Raw genomic sequence first — 19,707 nt, forward strand, 5'->3', positions numbered from 1 at the left:
CCCCCCCCCCCGCCACATTGGGTGCGTCAGGTCTTGCCCCAGCACGATCGGTGGATCCAGGCTGGGCACCCCGGCCCGGCCGGAGAGCGGAACCAGGCAGCTGCCGCGCTGGATCCAGGCTGGGCTACCCGGTCACGAGGTCGAAGTCCGCGCGGCCCGCGCGGACTCCGTTGATCTGCAGCTCCACCGCGTGCGGGCCCGGGTGGTAGCGGCGGGTGGTGATCACCCGGAACGAGTGCTCGCGGGTCAGCTCGTAGGTCTCCCCCGGTGGCACGAGCTGGGTGGTCAGCTTGAACGTCTTGGTCGTCGACGTGCCGTTCGCCTTGCGGTGGTGGACCACGTAGTCGATCGCCAGGCGGGCCGGTTCCGGTTCGAGGTTGCGGACCGAGGCCGTGAACGCCAGGGATTCGCCGATCACCACCGTGTCCGACGCGAGCAGCGGGCCGGTCACGTCGACGCGGGCCGGGGCGAACCCCAGCAGGCCCAGCGCGCCCGGGTGGCCCTGTTTCACCAGCGTGCGCAGGGCGTGGCGCACCAGCCGGGTGGTGGCGGCCGGGTCGTCGCCGGGTTCGGCCAGCCAGGCGGACGCCGTCTCGACGACCAGGTCGGGTTCGCGGCGGCTCAGGTCGTTGAGGTGGTTGGCGACCGAGCGGCGGACGTACTCGCTCTCGTCGCGGTACAGCGCGTCCAGGATCGGCAGGGTCGCTTTCGGCGACGCGAGGACACCCGGCACCCGCACGGCCCACGGCAGCATCGGGCGGGTGCCCTCGGACGCGAGGCGGCGCACGTCGGGGCTGTCCGACGCCGTCCAGCCCCGGATCACGCCCAGCGCCCGGTCCAGATCGTGGTTCAGCAGCACGCGCAGGGCGAACTCGGCCGTCAGCCGGGGTGTCAGCTCCGCCAGGAGCGCGAGGGCGTCGTCGAAGGCTTCCACGCCGCCGTCGGAACCGGCCTTGACCGCGATCGCGCTGGTGACCGGCCAGATCAGCCAGCCGGTGAACGACGGCGACGCCGCGGCCGCGGCCCGCACCACGGCCGCCAGTGACGCGTAGTCGCCCGGCAGGTCCGCGAGCAGCGCGTCACGCAGGAGGTCGCTGCGTTCGCGCAGGGACAGCGGGCCGAGCGCGCCCTCGGCCGCGCGCAAGGCGGTCAGCCGCGCCTTCGGTGCGGCCGCGCGCAGCCCCGCGGTCAGGGCGCGGGCCGCAGGGGTGCCGATCAGTTCGTCGGCGAAGGGCATGGGGTCCTCCGGTCGGGTGCGTTCGGTCGGCTCGACCGTACTCACCACCACCGACAAAAACCGGCCGGCGAAAACCGTGCTGGTCATTCCGGCCCCGGTGGACCAGGATCGGCGGATGCCCGATTTCAAGGGGTTCGCCCTGATCGCCCGAGTCGGGCTGGCCTGTTACGCCGTGGTGCACCTCGTCGTGGCCTGGCTGGCCGCCCAAGTCGCGTTGGGCGACAACGAAAAAGCCGACAAGGCCGGCGCGCTCCAGCTCGTCGCCGAAGGCGGTGGCGTCTGGCTGTTGTGGCTGGTCACGGCCGGCACCGGCGTGCTCGCCCTCTGGCAGCTGACCGAGGCGGTCGCCGGCCACCGGCACGCGAAGGGCCGCCGCCGGGTGCTGCGGCGCGTGACCAGCGGGATCGAGGTCGCGCTGTACGCCCTCGTCGCCTACAGCGCGGGCAAGACCGCCCTCGGGGCCCCGAGCCAGGGCAAATCCCTGGTTGCCGGCCTGCTCGCCCAGCCGTGGGGCGCCGTCGTCGTGATCGCCGCCGGGATCGGCGTGCTCGGCGTCGCGGCCTTCCTTGTCCACCGCGGCCTCCGCAAGACGTTTCTGCACGACCTCGAGTTCGGCGGCGCCACCCGGACCGTCCGGCGGTCGGCCGAGCGCCTCGGCCAGGTGGGCTGGTGCGCCGTCGCGGTGGCCTACGCCGTGGTGGGCGTGATGTTCGTGCTGGCCGCCGTGAACTACGACCCGGCCAAGGCCGCCGGCCTCGATCCCGCGTTGAAGACGCTCGCCGTCCAGCCGTACGGGCAGCCGCTGCTGCTCGTCCTCGCCGCGGGCATCGCCGTGTTCGGCGTGTTCGCGCTCTTCGACGCGCGGTTCCGCAAGATCTGACGCTCAGAACCCGGGGTGCTGCTGCTTGTTCACCACCCGCAGCACGAGCCACTGGTCGAACCAGGCCCCGGCCGTGGTCAGCACCAGCATGACGAGCCCGATGATCAGGTGCGTGTAGCTGTGCAGCGGCGCGACGCTGTCGGTCAGCGCGGCCAGGCCCAGCTGCAGTCCCAGCCGCACCGCGAACAGCACGGCGACCAGGCCGAGGGCCTGCTTGCTGCGCCACACGGCCCGCAGGTACCGGCGGCGCTGCGAAAGCAGCGTGAACCACAGCACGACGTGCACCGCGACCAGCGCCAGCGGCAGGTACGCCACCCAGGAGTAGCGGTCCGCGAACTGGGTGCTCAGGTCGTTGCTGGCCACGAGCAGGCCGACCAGCACGAAGTACCAGCCCGGCAGGCCGGTGATCTTCCCGTTCACCGGCCGCGGGCCGGGCACGAAAGCGGTCTCCTGCATCGGAATCCCTCCGTCTCGTTTCGTCTTCCGTCCCGAGTCTGGCCAGCCGCGGCGGGAAAGCGATCAACCGGCGGTACGAATTCGCGTTCGCCGTCTCGTACCCAGGGATGAGATCGCGCCGGCGACGCGGCGCGACGCCGCCGCGTGGGGCACGATCGGCGCATGACCTCCGCGCGACCGGTGCTCGTCCTGCCGGGCCGCCGCGGCCCGCTCGTGGCCGAGGCGGTCGTCCTCGGCGCGCTGGTGCTGCTCGACATGACCCTCGCCATCCGCGCCGGGCCGGCCCAGGGCAACCTCGCCACGCTCACCCTCGAGTTCGCCCCCGGGCTCGGCCCGGTCGTCGCGCTGCTGGCCGTGCTGCGCCGCCGGTTCCCCGACCACACCGCGGCGCTCGCGGCCGCCGTGTCCGGGCTTTCCCTGCTGGGCACGGCGATCACGGCGGTGATCGGGGCGGCGGGCCAGCGCCTGCCGCCGCTGCCCAGCGCGGCCGAAGCGCTCGCCATCGCGCTGCTGGTCGGCGCCTGCTGCCACCGCCTCGCCCCGCGGCCCGCCGCCGCCCTGGCGATCCTGGGAGGCGCGGCCACCACGCTCGCCCCGATCCTGCGCTACGGCGCCGGCACCCCGGCCGCGCTCTTCTCCGCCGTGGCCGCGCTGCTGTGGGGCGGCGCGCTCGCCGTCGGGCTGGTCCTGCGCGACGCCGAGGCCCGCAACCGCGCCGACGTCCTCGAAATCCGCACCACCGAACGGCTTCGGCTGGCCCGGGAGCTGCACGACCTCGTCGCGCACCAGATCACCGGCATCGTCGTGCGCGTGCAGGCCGCGCACCGCGTCGCCGAACGCACCGACGGCGACACCGCGACGTTCGCCGAGCTCGAATCCGCGGGCGCGGCGGCGCTTTCCGCGATGCGCCGGCTCGTCGGCGCGCTGCGGACCGACGGCGAGGACCTCTTCGTGCCGCCCGCCGACCTCGCCACCGCCGTCGACCGCGCGGTGCCCGACGACACCCGCATCCACCTCGACGTCAGCGACGACCTCGCGGTCCTCCCGGTGACGCCCGAGGTCGTGACGACCACGCACCGGCTGCTCACCGAATCGCTCACCAACGTCCGGCGGCACGCGCCCGACGCCGCCGAAGTCCGGGTGCTCGTGCGCCACGAACCCCGCGGCGAGCTGCGGGTCGAGGTGGTCAACGACGGCGCCGCCCGGCCCGCCCGCCGCGGTGGCTACGGCCTGCTCGGGATGGCCGAGCGGGTCGCGGCGGTGGGCGGTACGGTGCACGCGGGCCCGGTGGAGGGGCAGCGCTGGCGGGTGGCCGCGCGGCTGCCGCTGGGACCCGGCTGAGGAGGGAACGGTTGCCCACGCGAGTGTTGATCGCCGACGACCAGGCGATGGTCCGCGCGGGGTTCCGGCTGATCCTCGAAGGCGAACCGGACATCGAGGTCGTCGGCGAAGCGGCCGACGGCGAGCAGGCCGTGCGCGCGGCCCGGGAGCTGCGCCCGGACGTGACCCTGATGGACATCCGGATGCCCGGCGTGGACGGGCTGCGGGCCACCGAACTGCTCGCCGGGCCGGACGTGCCCGACCCGCTGCACGTCGTGATGGTCACGACGTTCGGCCTCGACGAGAACGTCCACGCGGCCCTGCGCGCCGGTGCCTGCGGGTTCCTGCTCAAGGACGCCGGGCCGAGCCTGCTCATCGAGGCGGTGCACGCGGCCGCCCACGGTGAGGCGCTCGTGTCGCCGGCGATCACGACGCGGCTGCTGGAGCACTTCGCGCACCGCGATCCCCGCCGTGCCACCGCGCCGGAAAGCCCGCTGACCCCGCGCGAGCTCGACGTCGTGCGCGCCGTCGCCCGCGGTGCGACGAACGACGAGATCTGCCGCTCACTCGTGGTGTCGCTGCCCACCGTCAAGACGCACATCGGCGCGGCCAAGCGCAAGCTCGGGGCCCGCAACCGCACCGAGATAGCCATCTGGGCCTGGGAAAGCGGCCTCGTCCGCTGACTTCGCCCGCTTGGGCACCCGGACGACGACCGTGCGCGCCACGACGTCCCCGAAGCGCTGGCGGCGCCGTGTGCACAGCATCACGACGACCCCGGCGATCCCCCACGCGAAGCCGTCGACGAGCATCAGCAGCTGGCGCACGAAGAACAGCCGGAACGGCGGGTGCGAGCCGTCGAGCATGACGACGCGCAGCCGCAGCCACCGCATCGCCGGCGTCTGGCCGCCGTGCCGGTAGGGCCACCACGTCGTGACGAACCACAGGCCCAGGAAGTCCAGCGCCATCATGGTGATGAGGACGACCTTGAGGAACGTCACCAGCGCCACCAGCCCGCTCGGGCGGAACAGCACCACCACCAGCACTGCGAGCAGCAGCATCGGCACGAAGACGAGCATCTCGTCCAGGAAGAACTGCACGAGCCTGCGCCCGATGACGCCGGGCCCGATGCGGCCCTCGGGCGGGGAACCGGTCATGGCCCTATGATCTCCGCCCCGGGGTCCGCGCGCGCGTTGAGGCCCTCCTTGTCCCATGTGGACAGTTCGGTGAGCAGCGCCCGGATCGCCGGGCTGGCGTCCGCGCTGCGGCGCCACACGGCGTCGACCTCGCGTTTCGGTGGCCGCCGCAGGGTTCGCGAGACGAGCTCGCCACCCAGCGACGGGCGGGCCAGCCGGGGAATCAGCGCCAGGACGCCGCCCGCGGCGACCAGCGCCAGCTGGGTGGCGAAATCGTCGACGAGGTGCCGCACATCGGGTTCCTCGGGCACGAGCCGCCGGAACCACTGGTGGCACACCGTGCCGGGCGGGCTTGTCACCCACGCGTGCCCGGCGAGATCCCCTTCGTCGAGGGGCTCGCCGTGCGCGGCGAGCGGGTGCGCCCGGCTCAGCACGACGTCGCCGACGTCGGTGTGCAGGTGGCGCCGCGTCAGGGACGGGCGCAGCGGAACGGGCAGCCCGTCGGCGTCGTGGACGAGGGCGACGTCGGCGGTGCCGGCGTCGACGCTGTGCAGGGCCTCGTCGGGGTCCTGCTCGGTGATCCGGACGCGCAGGTCGGGGCAGCGCGCCGAGAGCCCGGCCAGGACGGGCGCGAGCAGCCCGCGGATGCCGGTCGAGAAGGCCACGACGTGGAGGGTGCCGCGCGGCGCGCCCGACGAGACCGACTGGGCGGCTTCGGCGCAGCGCTCCAGGGCCTGGAACACCTCGGGCGCTGCGTCGACGAGGGCCCGCCCGGCCGGGGTGAGCACGACCCCGCGTCCGGCCGGGGCGAGCACGGCCACGCCGAGCTGCCGTTCCAGCCGCTTGAGCTGCTGCGACACCGCCGAGGCCGTGAACCCGAGCTCGTCGGCCGCCCGCACCAGCGTCCCGAGCGCGGCCACGGACCGCAGCGCGCGCAGCGCATCGACGTCAATCATGAAGCCACGCTACTCAATACTGGCGAAAAAGCATCGCTGGACCGTTGCAGTCGAGCGCGGGACAGTCGGAGCCATGACGCCTTTCGGCACCAACCTCGTCGCCGTGGTGACCCCGATGGACCCCGGTGGCGCGCTGAGCGAACCCGGGCTCGCGAGCCTCGTCGACCACCTGCTGGCCACCGGTTGCGACGGCCTGGTCGTCGGCGGGACGACCGGCGAATCCCCCACGTTGACCGGCACCGAGCCGGCCCGGCTCGTCCGCGCCGTGGCCGCGCGGGTGGCGGGCCGGGCGCGGGTGATCGCCGGGATCGGCACCTACGACACGGCCACGAGCATCCGCCGCGCCCGCGAAGCCGAGGCCGCGGGGGCCGACGCGCTGCTGCTCGTCTGCCCCTACTATTCGCGGCCCACTCAGGCCGGGGTGGTGGCCCACTGCGTCGCGGTCGCCGACGCGACGTCGCTACCCGTGATGCTCTACGACGTCCCCGCGCGCACCGGAGTCGCTTTCGAGGTACCGACCTTGCTGGAGCTGGCCGGTCACCCGCGCATCCAGGCGGTCAAGGACGCCAAGGGCGACCTGTTCGAGGCGATGACGGTCATGGCCGGCACGTCGCTGGCCTACTACTGCGGCATCGACGAGCTGAACCTGCCGTACCTCGCGGCCGGCGCGAGGGGCGTGGTCAGCGTGGTGGGCAACGTCTTCGCCGACCGCAACGCGGCCCTGATCCACGCGGTCCGCGACGGTGATCTGGGCACGGCGAGGGCGATCCAGGCGTCGCTGCTCCCGCTGGCGGCGGCGATCATGCGCACGTCCCAGGGCGCGATCATGGCCAAGGCGGCGTTGGCGCAGCGGGGAATCATCCCCCACGCGACGGTGCGGTTGCCGCTGCTGGAGTCACCGCCGCACCACCTCGAACGGCTGCGGGAGGCCCTAGCCGACGGGGACGCCGGCGGCGACCTGGCCGAGGTCGGCCCAGCCGCCGTGGCCGTCGCCGCCCTGCCATGAATAGACCGTTTCCGCGTTCGTCGACGGGTCGGTCAGCGTGTAGTCCGCGGTGCCGCCGCCGGTGAAGTCGGCGAACGCGACGCGGTCGGCCGTCGTCGTCAGGCCCGTCGCGACCTGGCCGTACTGCCACCAGCCGCCGCGGCCGTCGCCGCCGCGGTTCAGGTACAGGGTGACCGCGCCGGAATCGGCGATCGCCGCGTAGTCGGCCGCGCCGTCGCCGTCGAAGTCGGCGAACCGGACGCGTGCCGGATCCGTGGTCGTGCCGGTGGCGACCTGGCCCAGGCCGAGCCAGCCGCCACGGCCGTCACCACCCCGGTTCAGGTATACCGACACCGCACCACTGCTCGCGATCGTCAGGTAGTCCGCCCGGCCGTCACCGTCGAAATCCGCGAACCGCGCCCGTGCCGGATCCGTCGTCGTGCCGGTCGCGACCTGACCGAGGTTCAGCCAGCCGCCGCGGCCGTCACCACCCCGGTTCACGTACGCCGACACCGCACCACTGCTCGCGATCGTCAGGTAATCGGCCCGGCCGTCACCGTCGAAATCCGCGAACCGCGCCCGTGCCGGATCCGTCGTCGTGCCGGTCGCGACCTGACCGAGGTTCAGCCAGCCGCCGCGGCCGTCACCACCCCGGTTCACGTACGCCGACACCGCACCACTGCTCGCGATCGTCAGGTAATCGGCCCGGCCGTCACCGTCGAAGTCCGCCCAGCGCACCTTGCCCGCGCCTCCGGCTTCCGACGCCGCGCCGAGCGCGGGGTGCGTCGTGATCCAGCCGTCGCTGTACGCCTGGTCCAGCGGTCCGTACAGGGCTTGGGCCATCCGCTGGTAGCCGGCGTCGTTCGGGTGCAGGCCGTCGGCCATCTCCGCGGACGTCAGGGCCGGCGGGTCGACGTAACGGAACCGGTGTCCCGCCTGCTGTTCACTCGCCTGCATCGCCTTCACCTGGCTGTTGAACGACGCGGTCGCGCTCTCCAGCCCCGGCGTCGTGGGGATGAGCCCCAGGAACAGCAGCGCGACCCCGGGGCGGTCCGCGAAAACGCGGTCCACGAGCGTCCGCAACCGTTGCGGCGCATGGGCGACGTCGATGCCGCGGTTGAGGTCGTTGATCCCGACGTGCAGCAGCACCACGTCGGGGCGGGCGAACGCGGCCCAGCCGTCGATCCCGGCGGTGAGCTGGTCGATCGTGTAGCCGCTGTGGCCCTCGTTGGCGGGCCCCGGCAGGCTTCCCGACGCCTGCGTCCCGACGAACCGCGGCGCATAACGCGACTGCGCGTCCAGCATCCGCGACAGCGGCGCCCGGTACGACGACGTCGTGGCGCTGCCGACGCCCCAGGTGATCGAGTCCCCGAGCGGCATGATCCGGACGGCCGGCCCGAGCGCCGCGGCGGACGCCGCCGGCACCACGACGACGCTGGACGCGAGCAGGGCGGCGGCGACGAAAAGGCGGCGCATCAAGGGAACCTCCGGAAGCCGGTTCCGTTCAGCGTGAACAGGCCACGGAGACGGTGTCAACCGCCGCGGCGGTTCCTGTCCGGACAAAGGTTTGCGGGCCGGCCACAGTGATCGCGGCCGGAAACCCTGGGACGATCCGGGGCACGCGGGAAGGGAGCCGGAATGCGGAGAACCTGGGTGCTGGCCGCCACGCTCGCCCTGACACCGGTCGGCACCGCCTGGGCCGACATCCCTTACGGCCAGCCGATCGCCGGCAACGCCACCTACTACACCGACGCGGGCTACGGCGCCTGCGGCACGCCGATCGACGCCTCGTCGCAGCTGCTCGCCGCCGCGCCGGCCGCGTACTGGACGACGGCGAACCCGAACAACGACCCGCTGTGCCAGGGGGTGTCCGTCCAGGTGTCCTACAACGGCCGGAGCGTCACGGTGCCGGTCGTCGACAAGTGCCCGACCTGCGACAGCACGCACATCGACCTCAGCGCCCCGGCGTTCGCCCAGCTGGCCGACACCGGCCTCGGAAACATCCCGGTGACCTGGTCGTTCGTCCGTTCCTGACCCCGGAGGACCCCGTGAAGTTCAGGAAGATCCTCACCATCGCGGCCGTTGTCGCCGTCGCGCTCGGCGGCCTGTCCGCGCCCGCGACCGCCGCCAGTGCCAAGAAAGGCGTCAGCGCCGCCGCGTTCTCGGGGGTGACGACGGCGCTGAGCGACGTCGGCGCCCGGTGGTTCTACACCTGGGCCTCGGACCCGCGGGGCGTCACCGCGCCGTCCGGCACGGAGTTCGTCCCGATGATCTGGGGCAGCGGCTCGGTGACCGCGGCCGAGCTGGCGAAGGCCAAGGCGTCCGGCACCACGCTGCTCGCGTTCAACGAGCCGGACCTGGCCGGGCAGGCGAACATGTCCGTCGACACCGCGCTGAACCTGTGGCCCCAGCTGCAGAACACCGGGATGCGGCTGAGCGCCCCGGCGGTGGCCTACGGCGGCGACACCCCGGGCGGCTGGCTCGACCGGTTCATGAGCGGCGCGGCGGCGCGCGGCTACCGCGTCGACTTCATCCCGCTGCACTGGTACGGCGGCGACTTCTCGACGGCCGCGGCCGGGCAGCTGCAGTCGTACGTGCAGGCGGTCTACAACCGTTACCACCGCCCGATCTGGGTCACCGAATACGCGCTCATCGACTTCTCCGGGTCGACACCGCGGTACCCGTCTTCGGCCCAGCAGGCCGACTTCGTCAGCCGGTCGACGTCGATGCTCAACGGCCTGTCGTTCGTCGAGCGCTACGCCTGGTTCTCGCTGTCGACGTCCACCACCCAGACCGGGCTCTACACGGGAACCACACCGAACGCGAGCGGCGTCGCGTACCGGGCGGCGTGATTTCCATGGCCGTCAAACGTCTTCTTCTGGTCGCCGTGGCTCTCTTGTCGACGCTGAGCGCCGGCACCGCGGCGACCGACCACACCGTGACCTTCGTGAACCGGTCCGGGCAGACGCTGTGGGTGGGCAGCACCGTGAACGCCGACGGGTCCGTGAACTTCACCGGCCTGCCGGCCCTGGCGGACGGGCAGTCGGCGACGGTGACCATCCCGGAGTCGGCCGAGCCGGGCCACTGGCGCGGGAAGTTCTTCGGGCGCCAGGGGTGCACCGGCACCTCCGGTCGGGATTTCCACTGCCTGGTCGGCGACTGCGGGGTCTTCGCCGACCACTGCGCGACCGGCGAACAACCGGCGAGCCTGGCCGAGTTCAACTTCGACAGCGCCGACAGCCTCGCGCCCTGGTACAACGTCAGCTACGTCAACTCCTTCTCCCTGCCGGTCACCATCGAGCCGGTCGGCGCGACCGTGCCCCCGGGCTCGGCGTCCTGCGGGACGGCCGGCTGCCCGGACGACATCCTGCCGTTCTGCCCCGCCGAGTACGTCCAACGCGGGCCGGACGGCTCGCCGGTCAACTGCGTCAACCCGAACCGCGACGCGCCCACGAACTACAGCGACACCGTCAAGGCGCATTGCCCGAAGGCGTACGCCTGGTCCAAACAGGACACCGAGCCCGGGAACCAGACGGTGTACCAGTGCGGCTCGTGCCGCGGCTTCACCGTCACCTTCCACGGCGGCTCGTGATCAGCCCCTCCCCCAGGACGTCGGCGAGCTCTTCACGGCCGGCGACGCCCAGCTTGGCGTACACGCGCGTCAGGTCGTATTCGACGGTGCGCACGCCCAGGAACAGCCGCGCGGCGATCTCCTTGGTGGTGCAGCCCGCGTAAGCCAGGTGCGCGACCTGCGACTCGCGGCCGGTCAGCGCCGCTTCGCCGGGGCACCGGAGGCGCCGCAGCATCGCCTCGAGCCGCCGGGCGCGGGTTTCGTCGCCGAGGTCCCGGACCAGGACGACGGCCGTTTCCAGCTGCCGCCGGGCTTTCCCGGCCGCGCCGCGTCCGAGGTGGAGCGCGCCGAGCCGGGACCGCGCCTCCGCCAGCTCCGCCGGGGCCTCCAGCACTTCGACGGCGCCGGTCAGCAACTCGACGTCCGCCGCCACGACGCCCGAGACCAGCATCGCGCGGCCCACCGCCCGGGGTGCGCCCCACGCGACCGCCGCGGCGTGCGACGCGCGGGCCAGCCGCTCGGCGGTCTCGACCCGGCCACCGGCGTGCGCCGCCAGCGCCGCCCGGCCCTGCCAGAAGTGGAGGGCCGGGTTCGCCAGCCCCCGCCGGGCCAGTTCCCGTCCGCACGCAAGGAAAGCGCGTTCCGCTGCGACGAAGTCACCCTCGGCCATGGCCAAGGCGCCCTGGGCGTCCCAGCGGAGCGGACCGTCACCCTTGAGCAGGCGGGCTTCGTCCGCGGCGCGGTCGAGTGCCCCGGTGTCGAGCAGCACGCGGACGCCGATCGCCAGCCCGGCCTGCCGGCAACCGGGGTCGGCCAGCACCGAGCGGGTCAGCGCCCAGGCCCGGTCGAGCCGGCCGCCGAGCCAGGAGCTGTAGGCCCGCAGCACCCGCAACCGCGGGTCGGCCGCATCGGCGGCGAAGTACGTCATGGCCGGTTCACCGGCGTGCACGAGAGCCGCGGAGGCCCGGAGGACGCACTCGGCGCGGCATTTCCCCGAGGACAGCGCGGTTTCCGCTTCCTGCACGGAAAGCGCCCAGTCGGTCCCCGCTCCGACCCGGGCGAACGCCCGGTCCGCCGCACACCCGGTCACCGCCGCGCCACCGCCTCCCGCACCAAAAGTGCCCGGTCCGCCCCCACTCCGACACGAGCGAACGCCCGGTCCGCGGCACGCCGAGTCACCGGGGGAACCCCGGCAACGCCATGGTCCGCAGCGCAACCGCCGCCTGCGTTGGAAGGCCCCGGTCCGCCCCCGCTCCGACACGGACGAACGCTCGGTCCGCGGCCCACCCGCTCACCGCGGAAACTCCGACAGTGCAACGAATCCCCCGCAGACCACCTTCTGCCACCGAAGCACCCAATCCGCTCCCGCCCGACACGAGCGAACGCCCGATCCGGGGCACTCCCGATCACTGCGAAAACCCCGCCAACGCCACAATCCACAGCGCCACCAACTCCCGCACCGAAAACACCCGGGCCGCCCCCGCTCCGACACCGGCCAACGCCCGGAACGCCGCACACCCGCTCACCGCGGAAACCCCGACAGTGCAACGAATCCCCCGCAGGCCACCTTCTGCCACCGAAGCACCCAATCCGCTCCCGCCCGACACGAGCGAACGCCCGATCCAGGGCACTCCCTATCACCGCGAAAACCCCGCCAACGCCACAATCCACAGCGCCACCAACTCCCGCACCGAAAACACCCGGGCCGCCCCCCGCTCCAACACCGGCCAACGCCCGGAACGCCGCACACCCAGCCAACGCGGAACCCCGGCAACGCCACCGCCTCCCGCACCGAAAGCACCCACCCCGACCCGGGCGAACGCCCGGCCCGCCGCACACCCGGTCACCGCGGGAACCCCCGCAGAGCCACGAGTTCACGTCGACCACCGACGCTGAGCTTCCGGTAGGCAGTCGTCCGATGGAACTCGACCGACGCGCCACCCGCACACCCGGTCATCGCGGAAACCCCGGCAACGCCACCAATTCACGCCGGCCACCGACACCCAGCTTGCGATAAACGCTCGTCAGGTGGAACTCGACGGTCCGCAACGTCACCGCTTCCCGCTGCGCGATGCGCCGGTTGGTCCAGCCCGCCCGCGCGAGGCCGGCGATCTTGCGTTCCCGCCGGGTCAAGGCGCACAGCCGCCCGGCCGCGGCTTCCGCCTCCGCTGCCACCAGCGCGTAACCCGCCTCCCGGGCCGTCCGGCCGAGGTCCGACAGCAGGGTCCGCGCGCCCAAGCGGTCGCCGGACTCGTCCAGGGCCAGCGCCAGGTCGTACCGGCAGCGCAACCGGTCGCCGTGGCGCAGCAAGGCTTCGGCGGTGCGCAGCAGGGCGGGATCCCGGCCGGACGTCATCGCGACCGCGTGTGCCGCGATGCCCTGCGCGCGGGCGCTTCCCCATCGCCGGGCCGCGGCGAAGTCCTGGGCCGCCAGTGCGGCGCCGACCTCGGTGCGGCCCAGCACGGACTCGCAGACGGCCTGCCGTGACCGCCACGGGAGCACCGCGGGGTTGACCACCCCGTGCGCGGTGAGCAGGCGGCCGCACTCGCGGAAGTCGTTGCGCGCCAGCACGAAGCGTCCGGCGGCGAAGTGCAGCTCGCCGCGGGCCGCCAGGAGTTCCGGGGCGTCCGGGACGCCGGCCAGCGCGCCGCCGAAACCGTGGTCGAGCAGCACCGTCCGGGCGCCGTCGAGGTCGGCGAGGTCGGTCATCGCCGCCACCAGCCACGCCACGGCGAGACCTCGCAGCCGCGGGTCGACATCGCCCTCGCTCAGCAAGGCGGCCGCCTCCGCCGGCGCGCCCGTCAGCCAGGCCAGCCGCGCGCGGAGCACCGTCGCGGCACGGTCCGGCGCCCGCGCGCATTCCGCCGCGGCGAGACCGGCCTCGCCCGCGTACATCAAGGCCAGAACCGCGTGCCAGTACGAGCCCGTTCCCCGCGACGCCAGCCGGATCGCCTCGGCGCGCGCCACGCCGTGGTTCACGAGCGTCCCAAGAGGGTCCGGCGACCACGCCCCACCGGCGGCGTACCCCATTCAGGACGCCGCGTTGACCATGTCGAGCGCGCTCTGCTGCCGGGCGGCGTCGATCTTGTCGAGCGGGCCGGACCAGCGCAGGCCGTACTGGTCGAGGGCGTTGCGGTCCGCCGAGTACGCGCGGTCGGCCTGGCGGCGCAGGTAGGTCGTGTACGGGTGGTCGGCCAGCGCCGCGTTCAGCGCGGCCAGCCCGCGGACGTCGGCGCCCTTGAAGGACGGGCCGTCGCCGCCGCAGTCCCCGCCCTCGCACGGGTCACGCAGGATGCCGTCGGACGTGTTGAGCGACGACGAGTTCACGTTGGCGTCGCCCAGCCGGCGTGCCGTCGTCAGCAGCCCGGCGTCGCCGGTCGCCCGGTTCAGCTCGGTCAGCGCGTTGATCAGCACACCCTGGTTGTACGACCAGACCGTGCTGCCGTTGTTGCGGCAGGTACCCAGGTCGACACCGTCGTTGACCAGGGACGAGCCGTTCACCATGCCGGTGCCCTGGAACCAGCTCCAGCCGCTCTTCGCCCGGTTCAGGTAGACGCTGTCGCCGCCGATCCGGTTGTGCAGCGCCGCGCTGAGCTGGATGTAGAGGGAGTTGGCGATCGCGTTCTTGTACGTCCGCGCGGTGCTCCACCAGACCCCGCCGCCGCACGTGCCGTCCCAGTAGGAAGCCATGTGGTCGGCGTCGGCGCGGGCGGTGTTCAGGTAGCGGCTGTCGCCGGTGACGTCGTAGGCCAGCACCCAGGCGAGGCCCCACCAGCCGGTGTCGTCGAGGTAGTCGTTGCGGAACTGCCCCAGCGCGCTGTTGATGTTCTTGTCGTAGGTGCGCGCGATGGCGTAGCGGTAGCTGGGCATGCCGGTGACCTGGACGTTGCGGATCACCGCGGTGAGCGCGTTCGCCGAGTTCCACCAGCCGGTGGTGTCGAACAAGCCCGTGGAGTTGTTGTAGAACATCATCTGCGCGGTGGCCGCGGCCGTCCGCCGCTCGCCGGCGTTCCAGGTCGTGCGGGCCCACGCCGTGCAGGCGATGTCCGCCCGGTCCACGGCCTTCCCGCACGCCCGCAGCGCGCCGACGCCGGTGTTGTTCCAGTCGTCCACGTTGTACATCAGGGTGCGCCAGCCACGGTTGTTCGCGGGGATGGCGGTGGCGCCGAGCCTGCTGCCCGAGGCCCACGACCGGCCGCCGTCGAAGGAGCGGTCGAGCCACACCTCGTCACCCGGGCTGCCGTTGTCGATCGTCGCCCAGCCCATCGCGTCGCTGTCGTCGAAGTGCAGCGCGATCGTCCGCGAGAACAAGGTCGAGGAAACCGGACGGCGGTCGCCGGGCGAGTTCGCCGGATCGGCGGCGTCGCAGTACTTGTTGCAGATGGTGGCGAGCGCCGAGGCCGGGGCGGCCGGGGTCGCGGTCGGCGGCGGGGCCACGAGTGCCGCGGCGGTGAGCACGACGGAAAACCAGATACCGGGCATGACGAACTCCTCGCTGAACACGAGATCCGCGTGAAGATCACTGGGGACGGGGAGAACCCGCCCGGGCCCGGCGGTGAACCGGTTTCAGGTTGAGCCCCGAACCGGTCGACTGTCAACGATTGTCCGATTTTTGGTCCAGACAAATTGCGGGCCGGTTATCCTGGGGCATGACCAGGTTCGGCATCGACGCCCTTACCGCGCTACGCCTGGCCGAGGGCCAGGTGGTGGTGGCGTCCGAACACCGGCTCGTCGGCCCGAACGTGCTGCGGTCGCACGCGATGGAGCACCTCTACCGGAGCGTCCGGCGCGGCGAGCGGACGGACAAGGAAGGCCTCGTCCTGCTGGAACGCTTGGCGGGCCTGAAGATTCGCCTGCTCGGCGACCGGGTGTCGCGCTCCACGGCGTGGCAGATCGCCGCGCGGCTGGACTGGCCGGACGTCGGGATGGCCGAGTACCTGGCCGTCGCCAAGCTGCAGGCCGACCGGTTCGTCACCCTCGACCCCGGGCTCGCCGCGGTGGCGGACGAGTTCGTCCCCACCGCGGCGATCACGGAGCTGTCCGGCTGAGCGCTCAGCCGGTCGTCGAGATGTCGTCCAGCTGCTCGGCCGCCGGCCGGACCGGGTAGAGGTCGCCGCCCGGCGGCGCCGGGATCTTCGGGAGCGCCGCGCGGGCCAGCCGGTCACCGGCGTCCGCGGCGGCGTGCACGCTGTCCAGCGCCGCGGACTGGGTGAAGTTCAGGTCCGGGTAGTGCCACTGCGCCGCACCGCCGGTGGCCGCCGGGAGCAGGAAGTCGACGGCCTTGGAGATGCTGCCGCCCTGCGGGTTCCGGTAGCTCCACAGGTCGACGCCGGCGTGGCGGCCGATCTGCGCGAGCCGGGTCAGGGCGACCAGGTTGAACGTCGAGTAGTGGAACGTGCGGGTGCGCGCCACCTCTTCCGGCTGGCTGCCGTCGGCGGCGATCTGGTGGTCGATCCGGCCCGCCTTGGCCTTCTCGAGGATGTCCTGGGTGACGGCGTCCTGCCCGGTGTAGAGCGCGATCCCGGCGGTGAGCATGTCCATGAACGTGCCGTGGTTGTTCTGGGCCGCGGCCTCGTCCTTGCCGTACTGGCTGGTCCGCAGCCAGGTCAGGAACTCGCCCGACCAGCCCTTGAAGGCGCCTTCGTCGGCCTTCGACCAGCCCGGCGCGCCGGTGCTCAGGATCGCGGCGGCGTCGAGCACCTGGGTGAAGGTGTAGGAGAACTCGATGATGCCGATCCCGCGCCCGTCGTTCTTGCACGGGATGCCCTGCGCGAAGTTCAGGTTGGGGTTCATCTTCGTCGCGGCGTCGAGGAACCAGGTGCGCAGGTCGAGCGCCGCGCGCCGGGCGTAGTCCGCCTTGCCGGTGTAGTACCAGGCCAGCGAGAGCTGGTAGATCGAGCTGAACGCCTTGAGCCGCTCGGCCTTGTCGGACACGGCGGTGGTCTCGGGGTTGAGGACGCCGTCGCGCTGGACGTACGGGCAGCCGAGCGGGTTCGCGTCGGTCTTCGGCCGGCTGGGCCACCAGTACGGCGCGAGGCTCAGGTAGTCGTGCTTGTCCCCGCTGGGCGGCACCCGCTCCTTGTCGGCGACGGTCCACGGGCCGTCCTTGACGGCGACGTCGGCCTGCTTGATCAGGTTCCCGAGCGACGTCTTGACGGTCCGGTCGCCGACGAGCAGCGCGAGCTTGTTCAGCAGCAGGCGGTTCCCGTCGAGCACGACGGTCTTCGGCGGGCAGAGCCGTTCGATCCCGGGTAGCGCGCACACCCCGGTGGACGTGGCCGGCGCCGCGGAGGCGACCCCGGACAGCGGCAGGGTGAGGGTCGCCGTCACCAGGGTCAGGACACCGAGACGGCGGAAGGTTCCGAGTGGCGACACTGCTACTCCGTTCATACACATGAACACAGAACATAAATGTGACGCTTGCTTGGATACCTGAACGACGTCGGTTCCACAAGGGTCCCCGTGCCAGGGTGTGGCTCGGGTTCTCACCGGGCTCGACACTGGAGCCATGGACGGACGACGGCAGCTCGGGGAGTTCCTGCGGACCCGGCGCTCGCAGGTGAGCCCCGAGGCCGCCGGGCTCACCCCGTACGGCGAGCGGCGGCGGGTGCCGGGCCTGCGCCGCGAGGAGCTCGCGCTGCTGGCGGGCGTCAGTGCCTCGTACTACGCGCGGCTGGAGCAGGGTTACTCCCTCAACGCCTCGGCCGAGGTGCTCGACGCGCTCGCGGGGGCGCTCGGGCTGGACGACGACGAACGCCGTCACCTGCACAACCTGGCCGCCCCTCGCCGCGGGCCCGGACGGCGCCGGCCGGCGCCCGAACGGCTGGCTCCCGCGACGCAGCAGCTGGTCGCCGCGCTCGGGGAGGTGCCGGTCGTCGTGCTCGGCCGGCGCGGTGACGTCCTCGCCTGGAACCGCACGGGCCACGCGCTGCACGCCGGGCACCTCGAATTCGGTTCACCGGAGGACAAAGCCGCCCGGCCCAACATGACCCGGCTGGTGTTCACCGACGCGCACACCCGCGAGCTGTACCCCGGCTGGGCGGCGAAGGCCCGCGACGTCGTCGGCAACCTGCGCCTGACGGCCGGGCAGCACCCCGACGACCCGCTGCTGGCGTCGCTGATCGGCGAACTCTCCATGAAGAGCCCGGAGTTCGCCGCGCTGTGGTCGGATCACCGCGTCCGCGCCTGCGACGTCGGGATCCACGAAATGCACCATCCCGTCGTGGGCGCCATGACGGTCACCCAGCAGACCCTGCACACCGAGCCGGGGCAGAAGGTCGTGGTCGCGACGGCGGAGCCGGATTCGGCGTCCGCCCACGCGTTGCTACTGCTGGCCCGGGACGTCACGGCCGAGGTGCCCGTCACCCGGCTTTGACCTTTTTCACCGACAACGAAGGAACCATGAAGAAAACACTCGTGACCCTCAGCCTTCTGGCGACCGTCGCCACCGCCACGCCGGCGTCCGCCGCGTCACGCACCGTCGTGCACTTCGACCTGGCCGCCGGGCAGCAGCCGGAGAACGTGGCCCTGGAGCCCGACGGTGCCGCCGACGTCACCTTCGCCGGTGCGCGTCAGGTCGCCCGCGTGGACCGGGCGGGCCGGACCCGGATCCTGGCGACGCTGCCCGCTCCGGCCGGTGGCGGCGGCGCTCCCGCACTGGGTTTCCCGCTGACGACCGGCATCGTCCGGACGTCCGACGGCAGCCTGTACGTCCTCTACGCGACCGGCACCGACGACCTGACCGGTCTGTGGCGGCTGCGGCCGGGCGGCACACCGGAGCGGATCGCCGCCCTGCCGGGGGCCGGGCTGCCCAACGGCCTGGCGTTCGACGGCCACCGGTTCTACGTCACCGATTCGGTGCTCGGTACCGTGTGGACAGTCCCGTTCCTTGGTGGGACGGCGAAATCCTGGTCTTCCGCGGCGGAGCTGGCCCCGGCCGGCTTCCTCGGCGCGAACGGCGCCAAGCTCCACGGCGGCGCCCTCTGGGTGACCAACCTCGACCGCGGCACGGTGCTCCGCATCCCGATCCGGCCGGACGGCCGGGCGGGCGCGCCGCGCGTCGAGGCCACCGGCGTTCCGGGCATCGACGACTTCGCGTTCACCGGCCGCGGCGACGAGGTCCTCGCCGCGCTCGACAGCCCGAACAAGGTCGTCCGGATCGGTGCGGACGGAGTGGCGTCGACGGTGCTGGACGCCGCCGACGGACTGCAGAACCCGACGTCGATCGCGTTGCGGGGCAACGAGGTCTACGTGTTCAGCGCGGCCTACCTCACGCAGACCGACCCGAACCTGCTGCGGACGACGCTGACCCGCTGCTGAGCGGCCCTGCTGCAGCTAGGCGGTCGCCGCCATGGCGAGCCTTCGGGCCGCGACGTCCTTTGCCGTGCGCTCGAAGGCCTTCACCTCGGCACTCGGGGTTCCGGCCAGGCGGGCGAGCACCACCCGCGTCGGCGGGCAGTCCGCCACCGGGACGCCGGTCACGGTGTCGCCCGCCCGGCTCACCGCGCCGTGGCCCACCACCGCCAGCAGCTCGCCGACCGCGACCCGGTCCACGATCTCGTCCAGGGGCAGCTGCGGGCACTCCGCCCGGAACGCGTCTTCGCGGCGGAGGTCGGCGATCGAGACCGCCGAGCGGCCGGCGAACGGGTGCGACAGCGGGACCAGGGCCATCGGCAGCTCTTCGGCGACGTCCGTCGTCACGAACCCGGCGAGGTCGTTGCTCGCGCAGAGCAGGGCGACGTCGGCGGCGCCGCCGCGGACCGCGCCGACCTGGTCGGTGGTGAACAGCAGCTCCACCGGGTGCGCGCGGGCGAACGCCTCGACCAGCTCGGACAGCACACCGGCGGCCGTGCCCGAACGCACCGCGACCGTCAGCGGCGACGAACGTCCCGCCCGCCGGGCACGCCGCGCCGCCCGGTCCACCGCCGCCAGCGCCGAGCGGCTGTCCGCGAGGAAGACGCGCCCGGCGTCGGTGAGCGACACGCGGCGGCTCGTCCGGTCGAACAACCGCACCTCCAGCCGTCGTTCCAGCCGCGCGATCGCCCGCGACAGCGGCGGTGCCGCGATCCCGAGCCGCTCGGCCGCGCGCCCGAAGTGCAGCTCCTCGGCGACGGCCACGAAGTAGGCCAGCTCGCGCGTCTCCAGTCGATCCATACCGCCAGGGTAATGA

General features: G+C 72.9%; 20 protein-coding genes. 10 read left to right on the forward strand and 10 right to left on the reverse strand.

The window, feature by feature from the left end:
* Positions 1-124: 124 nt before the first annotated feature.
* Positions 125-1,237 (reverse strand): DNA alkylation repair protein, encoded by a 1,113-nt coding sequence (locus ACGFMK_RS29100; RefSeq protein WP_392769676.1) that lies wholly within the window; start codon positions 1,235-1,237, stop codon positions 125-127.
* 115 nt (positions 1,238-1,352) lie between these two features.
* Here ACGFMK_RS29100 and ACGFMK_RS29105 point away from each other — a divergent pair, with 115 nt between their 5' ends.
* Entirely contained in the window at positions 1,353-2,117 is a 765-nt protein-coding gene (locus ACGFMK_RS29105) for a DUF1206 domain-containing protein (RefSeq protein ID WP_392769678.1), read from the forward strand.
* A gap of 3 nt (positions 2,118-2,120) precedes the next feature.
* Here the strand turns inward: ACGFMK_RS29105 and ACGFMK_RS29110 are convergent, their stop codons facing one another.
* A complete protein-coding gene (locus ACGFMK_RS29110) occupies positions 2,121-2,573 on the reverse strand; it encodes a hypothetical protein (RefSeq protein WP_392769681.1) in 453 nt (150 codons plus the stop codon).
* Between the two features lie 162 nt (positions 2,574-2,735).
* On the opposite strand from ACGFMK_RS29110, the gene ACGFMK_RS29115 reads away from it, so the two are divergent.
* Complete coding sequence (locus ACGFMK_RS29115; protein WP_392769683.1) at positions 2,736-3,914, forward strand: sensor histidine kinase; 1,179 nt, start codon at positions 2,736-2,738, stop codon at positions 3,912-3,914.
* An 11-nt stretch (positions 3,915-3,925) separates the two neighbouring features.
* Positions 3,926-4,576 (forward strand): response regulator, encoded by a 651-nt coding sequence (locus ACGFMK_RS29120; protein ID WP_392769685.1) that lies wholly within the window; start codon positions 3,926-3,928, stop codon positions 4,574-4,576.
* Here ACGFMK_RS29120 and ACGFMK_RS29125 read toward each other — a convergent pair.
* Both ACGFMK_RS29125 and ACGFMK_RS29130 read right to left on the reverse strand, forming a co-directional pair.
* On the reverse strand, positions 4,457-5,047 hold the full coding sequence (locus tag ACGFMK_RS29125) for an RDD family protein (protein WP_392769687.1): 591 nt from the start codon (positions 5,045-5,047) through the stop codon (positions 4,457-4,459). The two genes, ACGFMK_RS29120 and ACGFMK_RS29125, sit on opposite strands and share 120 nt — an antisense overlap.
* A complete protein-coding gene (locus tag ACGFMK_RS29130) occupies positions 5,044-5,982 on the reverse strand; it encodes a LysR family transcriptional regulator (RefSeq protein ID WP_392769689.1) in 939 nt (312 codons plus the stop codon). The genes ACGFMK_RS29125 and ACGFMK_RS29130 overlap by 4 nt, the downstream gene beginning before the upstream one ends.
* A 73-nt stretch (positions 5,983-6,055) precedes the next feature.
* Here ACGFMK_RS29130 and dapA point away from each other — a divergent pair, with 73 nt between their 5' ends.
* Entirely contained in the window at positions 6,056-6,988 is a 933-nt protein-coding gene (gene dapA, locus ACGFMK_RS29135) for a 4-hydroxy-tetrahydrodipicolinate synthase (protein ID WP_392769692.1), read from the forward strand.
* Here dapA and ACGFMK_RS29140 read toward each other — a convergent pair.
* Positions 6,914-8,443, reverse strand: a complete 1,530-nt coding sequence (locus ACGFMK_RS29140) for an FG-GAP-like repeat-containing protein (RefSeq protein ID WP_392769695.1) — start codon at positions 8,441-8,443, stop codon at positions 6,914-6,916. The two genes, dapA and ACGFMK_RS29140, sit on opposite strands and share 75 nt — an antisense overlap.
* 162 nt (positions 8,444-8,605) lie before the next feature.
* Between ACGFMK_RS29140 and ACGFMK_RS29145 the strand changes: the two genes are divergently transcribed.
* Genes ACGFMK_RS29145 through ACGFMK_RS29155 form a run of 3 tightly spaced genes read left to right on the forward strand, consistent with a single transcriptional unit; the run spans position 8,606 to position 10,559 of the window.
* The gene (locus tag ACGFMK_RS29145) at positions 8,606-9,001 is read left to right on the forward strand and encodes a cysteine/serine endopeptidase inhibitor (protein ID WP_392769698.1); all 396 of its coding nucleotides are present in this window, start codon (positions 8,606-8,608) and stop codon (positions 8,999-9,001) included.
* Positions 9,002-9,015: 14 nt separating this feature from the next.
* Positions 9,016-9,819 carry a glycoside hydrolase family protein gene (locus tag ACGFMK_RS29150; RefSeq protein WP_392769701.1) on the forward strand — a complete coding sequence of 268 codons (804 nt, stop codon included), beginning with the start codon at positions 9,016-9,018 and terminating at the stop codon, positions 9,817-9,819.
* Between the two features lie 35 nt (positions 9,820-9,854).
* On the forward strand, positions 9,855-10,559 hold the full coding sequence (locus ACGFMK_RS29155; RefSeq protein WP_392769704.1) for a thaumatin family protein: 705 nt from the start codon (positions 9,855-9,857) through the stop codon (positions 10,557-10,559).
* Here the strand turns inward: ACGFMK_RS29155 and ACGFMK_RS29160 are convergent.
* The 3 genes from ACGFMK_RS29160 to ACGFMK_RS29170 form a co-directional block, all read right to left on the reverse strand.
* Positions 10,537-11,628 carry a LuxR C-terminal-related transcriptional regulator gene (locus tag ACGFMK_RS29160; RefSeq protein ID WP_392769707.1) on the reverse strand — a complete coding sequence of 364 codons (1,092 nt, stop codon included), beginning with the start codon at positions 11,626-11,628 and terminating at the stop codon, positions 10,537-10,539. The two genes, ACGFMK_RS29155 and ACGFMK_RS29160, sit on opposite strands and share 23 nt — an antisense overlap.
* 863 nt (positions 11,629-12,491) lie before the next feature.
* Positions 12,492-13,517: a LuxR C-terminal-related transcriptional regulator gene (locus ACGFMK_RS29165; RefSeq protein WP_392769709.1), complete on the reverse strand. Its 1,026-nt coding sequence runs from the start codon at positions 13,515-13,517 to the stop codon at positions 12,492-12,494.
* Between the two features lie 51 nt (positions 13,518-13,568).
* Entirely contained in the window at positions 13,569-15,011 is a 1,443-nt protein-coding gene (locus tag ACGFMK_RS29170) for a glycoside hydrolase family 76 protein (RefSeq protein ID WP_392769892.1), read from the reverse strand.
* 176 nt (positions 15,012-15,187) lie between these two features.
* On the opposite strand from ACGFMK_RS29170, the gene ACGFMK_RS29175 reads away from it, so the two are divergent.
* The gene (locus tag ACGFMK_RS29175) at positions 15,188-15,586 is read left to right on the forward strand and encodes a hypothetical protein (protein WP_392769710.1); all 399 of its coding nucleotides are present in this window, start codon (positions 15,188-15,190) and stop codon (positions 15,584-15,586) included.
* A gap of 4 nt (positions 15,587-15,590) precedes the next feature.
* Here the strand turns inward: ACGFMK_RS29175 and ACGFMK_RS29180 are convergent, their stop codons facing one another.
* Positions 15,591-16,913: an alginate lyase family protein gene (locus ACGFMK_RS29180; RefSeq protein ID WP_392769712.1), complete on the reverse strand. Its 1,323-nt coding sequence runs from the start codon at positions 16,911-16,913 to the stop codon at positions 15,591-15,593.
* Positions 16,914-17,046: 133 nt separating this feature from the next.
* Between ACGFMK_RS29180 and ACGFMK_RS29185 the strand changes: the two genes are divergently transcribed.
* Together ACGFMK_RS29185 and ACGFMK_RS29190 are read left to right on the forward strand one after the other, a co-directional pair.
* Positions 17,047-17,913, forward strand: a complete 867-nt coding sequence (locus ACGFMK_RS29185; RefSeq protein WP_392769714.1) for a helix-turn-helix domain-containing protein — start codon at positions 17,047-17,049, stop codon at positions 17,911-17,913.
* A gap of 26 nt (positions 17,914-17,939) precedes the next feature.
* Positions 17,940-18,857, forward strand: a complete 918-nt coding sequence (locus ACGFMK_RS29190) for an SMP-30/gluconolactonase/LRE family protein (protein ID WP_392769716.1) — start codon at positions 17,940-17,942, stop codon at positions 18,855-18,857.
* A gap of 15 nt (positions 18,858-18,872) precedes the next feature.
* Here the strand turns inward: ACGFMK_RS29190 and ACGFMK_RS29195 are convergent, their stop codons facing one another.
* Complete coding sequence (locus ACGFMK_RS29195) at positions 18,873-19,691, reverse strand: LysR family transcriptional regulator (RefSeq protein WP_392769719.1); 819 nt, start codon at positions 19,689-19,691, stop codon at positions 18,873-18,875.
* Positions 19,692-19,707 lie beyond the last annotated feature (16 nt).

Source organism: Amycolatopsis sp. NPDC049252 (genome assembly GCF_043197175.1).
GTDB lineage: Bacteria > Actinomycetota > Actinomycetes > Mycobacteriales > Pseudonocardiaceae > Amycolatopsis.